This is a genomic window from Mesorhizobium yinganensis (genome assembly GCF_040081985.1).
Taxonomy (GTDB): domain Bacteria; phylum Pseudomonadota; class Alphaproteobacteria; order Rhizobiales; family Rhizobiaceae; genus Kumtagia; species Kumtagia yinganensis.
Genome location: NZ_JBEBMH010000073.1, coordinates 1 through 4,799, shown reverse-complemented (window position 1 = coordinate 4,799; position 4,799 = coordinate 1). Strand labels below are relative to the sequence as shown.

Sequence of the window (4,799 nt, the reverse complement as noted above, 5' to 3'; positions counted from 1 at the left end):
GTCCGGTTCGGCGCGAGATGTCGCGGATCGAAAGATGGTCTCGGTAGTGCCAGCGTCGGATGACGCTCAATAACTCCATGTCGATCACTCCGATGTCCCCCACACAATCCGTGTGGGAGGAGCTTCAAACATGGGTCAATTCTCGATGGAAAAACCTCCGTCGACTGGGTCACTTCTCAGTGGAAATCAACAGGCACGCTCTTAAGGGCCGCCCGCAAGCAGCTCGACGGTTTCGCGGACGCGGACGATCTCAGGAATCTTCTGTCGGTGGCGATCGGTGAAGCGACACGCTTGCTTGCAATGAGTTCGGATGAGACCGACCTTTCCAGGACGCCGGTCATAATCCGAGATCGGCCCGATCGCGAATCGGAGCCGGATTAGCGGACGTACTTGTCGAGCAAGCTTTTGCCGATGAATTGTGAGGAAGCGAGCGGCGCCTGTTTTCACTGCGCAAATCGCATCTCGATTGACAGCGTCAGTGCGTGCCGTTTCGCAACTCCAAGATATTGGCCATTTCGGTAACGGTGTTCCTTACTTTCTCCCAGACAGTTTTTTCGACGGCTCCCAAATCGCCCCTGGCCGCTACGTCGACCTGTAACGTAACCTGGCATTGCAGGTCGGTCTCGATCGTAAAGCGATAGGCGCCAGAGCTATTGCCTTGGATGAGCTGGACATTCGTGATTTTCATATGATCGTCTCCGAAAGAAGCTCCCACCTCCCATTCCGGACCCTGTGACCCGCGATCGGCATACATCCGCCGCCGACTTCCAAATTGCACCCGTCGCCGAGAAGAGGTTGTCAGAGGCCCGGCGACGGGCAACTACCCTTCAGCTTAAGGCCGAAGGGCCTGTCTGCGCAGGTAGGGACTGTTGCTGCGCATCTGTGGACCTGCGAATTCAACTGACAATCATCCCAAGGCCGAGGAACGCGACGCCGACCGTGATGACCGGTATGAAGAGCCATCGTGCCTGGTAAACACTGTTGTGCATGACCGCCTCCTTTGGCGTGCCCGGCAAACGGAATGCGGTTCAGGAACGTTCCAGAGGGTTGTGCCACTCGGTCCAATGCACCTGTGGCTGGGACTTAAGTCCCATGCGGCATGGGCCTGAAGCCCCAGGGAGGAACATCCAGCTTTAGGCCCGGTTTGGTCAGCAGCTTCGACGAAGAGAGCGAAGCATTCAGTCCTGACAAGGGAGATTATTATGAAGGCTTATCTCACCAGCGCTGCCGTGGCCCTCGCCCTGGCTGCATTTGCCGGTTCTGCGATGGCCGACGACGTGGTCGTCTTCAAGCCGGAGCAGGAAACGGTCGTTCGGGAATATGTGAAGAAGGAGCCGATCGCTTCGATCAAACTGCCCGGCGTTGAGCTGAACGTGGGCAGCACGGTTCCTGATACGGTCGAATTGCATACTATACCCGACGTGCAGTACCGCTACACGGTCGTCGACAACAAGACGGTGCTGGTAGATCCCGGAACCCACAAGATCATCCATGTGATGAACTGACCTTTTTCCGTTCCGGAGCCTGGCGGCGCCAGGCTCCGGAACGGAAGGGAATATATCTTGCGCCTCGCCAAGCGAGGCTGAAGCGGGCACGGCATTGGCGCCAGTTAAGGGTCGGTCCGATGACCCCAAAGGTTCTTCAAAATCCTAACGACACAGATCCGGATTTCGGCAGGACGGCACGCCTAGCGCTGGACGCGATAGTGTTGGGCGCGGTTCTCGTCGAGCTTGCAGCGGTTTTCACATGGTTCTGGTGATTCCAGGCCGAGACGCGTGGCCACTGGCTTCCGCTCCCGTGAGCCGCCCGGCGCTGCTGCCGCTGCTTGCCGCTTTGTGCCTGGCGGGATGCTCATCGGTGGTCGTTCAGAAAGGGGGTCTTGCCAATCCGCCTTCCGAAAAGGGCAGAGTCTATCTCTTCGCCGGACTGACGCCGGACGGCGACGACATGGCGCGCAGCGGCATGTTCAGCCTGACGCAATATATACGCGCCGCCGGCGTCAGGGCCGATGTCTACAATCCAGCCGAATGGCAGAAGGCCGCCGACAACTTCCTGGCGCTGCCACGCCATTCCGGAACGCAGGTCGCCGTGGCCGGCTATTCGATGGGAGGCAACGCGGCCACCCAGTTTGCCGAGCGCCTGCGCGCCGCCGGCGTGCCGATACAGACGCTTCTCGCCTTCGAGGCATACAGACCGACGCCAGTGCCCTGCAACGTGCGCCGGGCGATCGATATGTATGGCTCAGACGGGCTATTCGCCCTCTCATCACGACTGCGGCCCGGAAAATCCTTTGCCGGCCGCCTGGAAACAGTGGACTGGTCAAAGTTGCACAAGGGGGGACGGCATGACCATCTCGGCGTGTCGAAGGAGCCCGCCGCTCTGGACTATGTGAAGCACGCCCTCATCAACGGGAGCCAGGTACGGCCGCAGGCACCCTCTCCGGGCGAGGCGGCTTGTCTGGCCCACCCATGAAAGTACATTCGTTGGCTGACGAGATGTTCCGACCGCAGCGGCGACATAGCCCGAGCCGTATCCCCGTTCCCATTTTGCGGCGCCGCACTCTTACTGGCCGAGATTTCCGATGCGATTTGGGAACTGCCGGCACTCCGAGAAGCGGGTCAAATTCACACATATGTAAATGCGCTGCGACCGCAAAACTGTGAAGCTGCACGGCAGGAGGAACCAACCGATGCTATGCTCCCGATCCGTAAATCGCGACCAGCTTTCCATGCTCCGCGCTGTCGTCGACGAATACTGTTCGGACCACGAGATCAAGAACAACGATGACCGCAGGCAGGACGTGGCGGAACTGGCTCTGGCCGTTTTCGATGGCGGCAATGTCTCCTTCGATGCCATTATGGCAAGGCTTGAGGACCTCACGCAGGTCGCAAGGACGGAGCGGACAGCTTACCGGCCATCCTCCTGAATGTTCCGGGCTTTCCCAAACAGCGCGATTATCGAGGAAGGCGTCGATGCCTATTGCGCCAGGCTGCCTCGGTCGGCTTGCATCTATCGCACGGGAACGCCCGAACAAGCATTCTGGCTGCATGGCTGGAACGAGGCCCAGCAAGTGGATCGCGAAGACTGTGATGGGATCGTTGTCATTCTGGCCGACTTTCGAAGGCAATTGCCGTCTCGTCCGAAGTAGCCTGCGAACAACTCGCTAAAGTCTGGATGGTTGGCGGACCTCTTGCCCCGGATGACGCGAGAAATCGACTGCCTCACTCACGCGGAGGATCAGAGGGTGTGGTCAGCTTCGTCCAGAATGTGGATCAGCTCGGGCTCGTCGACGAGCGTCATAGCCTCACCGGCGGTGACCCATTCCCGCAAGCGCTCTTGTTGCTCCCGCCAGGTCGACATCTCCTCGTTGACCTCCAGGGGATAGACAGCCACGGTGATCGGCACGAAAAATTTCTTGAGGCGCTTCCAATAGAAGTAACGGCCTATCGGCTTCGAAGCGGTCGTGCCAAGCACGCCAGCTTCCTGCATAGCCTCCTTGGCGGCAGCTTCCCTGTCGGAAAGTTTTCTCATCCGCCAACCCTTGGGGATAACAAATCGCCTCGTACCGCGCGATGTCACCAGGAGAAACTGGATGGCACCCTTGGCGTCTCGACGAAACGGGAGCGCGCCGATCTGCTTCAAGCGTCGCCCTTTAATCGCCTTCGCTTCCGCCTTCTTTGTCCTCAAGTCCTTGCCATCTCGGTAACGTCTCGACCGCTGCGCTGACAGGAGCCCGCCACGTTGAGGGGACATGACGGGCTCCCATATGGTTGCCTGGGGGCAAGCGGGGCTGGCAACCGAGGCCCGAACCTGGACGGACGAGCTTTGTTCCCCCGAATTGCATCATTTTTCCGGGCGCCTCGGCTCCGGGTCGCGACGTAGCAATCGGCTCAGAGACTGTCTCAGCGGGCGCGCTCGGCCCGCGGCTCCTCCCCGACCGGAACGTCCTGACGGATGATGATCCGGAAGCCGGCCATAGGAAGCCCTGGCGATGGCGGGCCGTGGGAGCTGATTTTGGAAGGGTTTGGTTGCGGGGGCAAGATTTGAACTTGCGACCTTCAGGTTATGAGCCTGACGAGCTACCGGGCTGCTCCACCCCGCGCCACCAAGTGTAGGCGTTTGCCTACGAAGCATGGTCCTGCAAACAGAAAAGGCCGCTTGAGGGCGGCCCTTGCCGCCTTTTGGGCGGGTTTTTCGTAAGGAGAAGATTTTCATGCGTTTCGCAGACCTGGCAGCGACTTACTCTCCCGCGTCTTGAGACGAAGTACCATCAGCGCTGGAGCGTTTCACGGCCGAGTTCGGAATGGGATCGGGTGCAGCCGCTCCGCCATGACCACCAGGTCGGCGAAAAGCATGTTGTTTCGAGAAGCTGTTTTGAGCGAATAGCGAATAGAGAGTAGCGAATAGGGTTTCTTATTCGGCGCCTCTCGCGCTGTCCGCCTGTCTTTCCGTGCCTTTGTCCGCGATAGTCGCCCCCGAAGCGAAGCTTCGCAAGCGCGACTGCGCGTCGCGGCCTATGCCGCGCCCCGTCCGGAGGCCAGGCTGGCGCGAGCCAGCCGATGCGGCCGCGAGGACAAGAGATCAACCATCCGATTTCATCGGTTGGGCATTGAGAATGAGAACGATCAAGCCGATCGAGCTATTAGTACCGGTAAGCTTCACACATTGCTGCGCTTCCACACCCGGCCTATCAACGTGGTCGTCTTCCACGGCTCTCAGGGAATACTCGTTTTAAGGTGGGTTTCCCGCTTAGATGCCTTCAGCGGTTATCCCGTCCGGATATAGCTACCCTGCTATGC

The 4,799-nt window shown here is 59.4% G+C and carries 5 protein-coding genes, 1 tRNA gene and 2 rRNA genes; 2 read left to right on the top strand and 6 right to left on the bottom strand.

The features are described 5' to 3' along the window. Positions 1-475: 475 nt before the first annotated feature. Positions 476-688, bottom strand: a complete 213-nt coding sequence (locus tag ABMA59_RS36835) for a hypothetical protein (RefSeq protein WP_349010284.1) — start codon at positions 686-688, stop codon at positions 476-478. A gap of 514 nt (positions 689-1,202) precedes the next feature. Between ABMA59_RS36835 and ABMA59_RS36830 the strand changes: the two genes are divergently transcribed. Together ABMA59_RS36830 and ABMA59_RS36825 are read left to right on the top strand one after the other, a co-directional pair. Next, entirely contained in the window at positions 1,203-1,505 is a 303-nt protein-coding gene (locus ABMA59_RS36830) for a DUF1236 domain-containing protein (RefSeq protein ID WP_349010283.1), read from the top strand. 352 nt (positions 1,506-1,857) lie between these two features. After that, positions 1,858-2,472: a thioesterase domain-containing protein gene (locus ABMA59_RS36825; protein ID WP_349010282.1), complete on the top strand. Its 615-nt coding sequence runs from the start codon at positions 1,858-1,860 to the stop codon at positions 2,470-2,472. A gap of 220 nt (positions 2,473-2,692) precedes the next feature. On the opposite strand, the gene ABMA59_RS36820 is transcribed toward ABMA59_RS36825, so the two are convergent. The 5 genes from ABMA59_RS36820 to ABMA59_RS36800 form a co-directional block, all read right to left on the bottom strand. Further along, positions 2,693-3,127 (bottom strand): hypothetical protein, encoded by a 435-nt coding sequence (locus ABMA59_RS36820; RefSeq protein ID WP_349010281.1) that lies wholly within the window; start codon positions 3,125-3,127, stop codon positions 2,693-2,695. Positions 3,128-3,237: 110 nt separating this feature from the next. After that, positions 3,238-3,642 carry an NUDIX hydrolase gene (locus tag ABMA59_RS36815; protein WP_349010280.1) on the bottom strand — a complete coding sequence of 135 codons (405 nt, stop codon included), beginning with the start codon at positions 3,640-3,642 and terminating at the stop codon, positions 3,238-3,240. Between the two features lie 383 nt (positions 3,643-4,025). Continuing rightward, positions 4,026-4,102: transfer RNA gene (locus tag ABMA59_RS36810), tRNA-Met, on the bottom strand. A 124-nt stretch (positions 4,103-4,226) separates the two neighbouring features. Then, positions 4,227-4,341 (bottom strand): 5S ribosomal RNA (gene rrf, locus ABMA59_RS36805). A 280-nt stretch (positions 4,342-4,621) separates the two neighbouring features. Then, a 23S ribosomal RNA gene (locus tag ABMA59_RS36800) occupies positions 4,622-4,799 on the bottom strand; the annotation flags it as partial.

What these genes read in the sequence shown, in the direction of transcription:
- ABMA59_RS36835 (WP_349010284.1), bottom strand. Translation starts at nt 688, where the DNA reads ATGAAAATCACGAATGTCCAGCTCATCCAAGGCAATAGCTCTGGCGCC.
- ABMA59_RS36830 (WP_349010283.1), top strand. Translation starts at nt 1,203, where the DNA reads ATGAAGGCTTATCTCACCAGCGCTGCCGTGGCCCTCGCCCTGGCTGCA.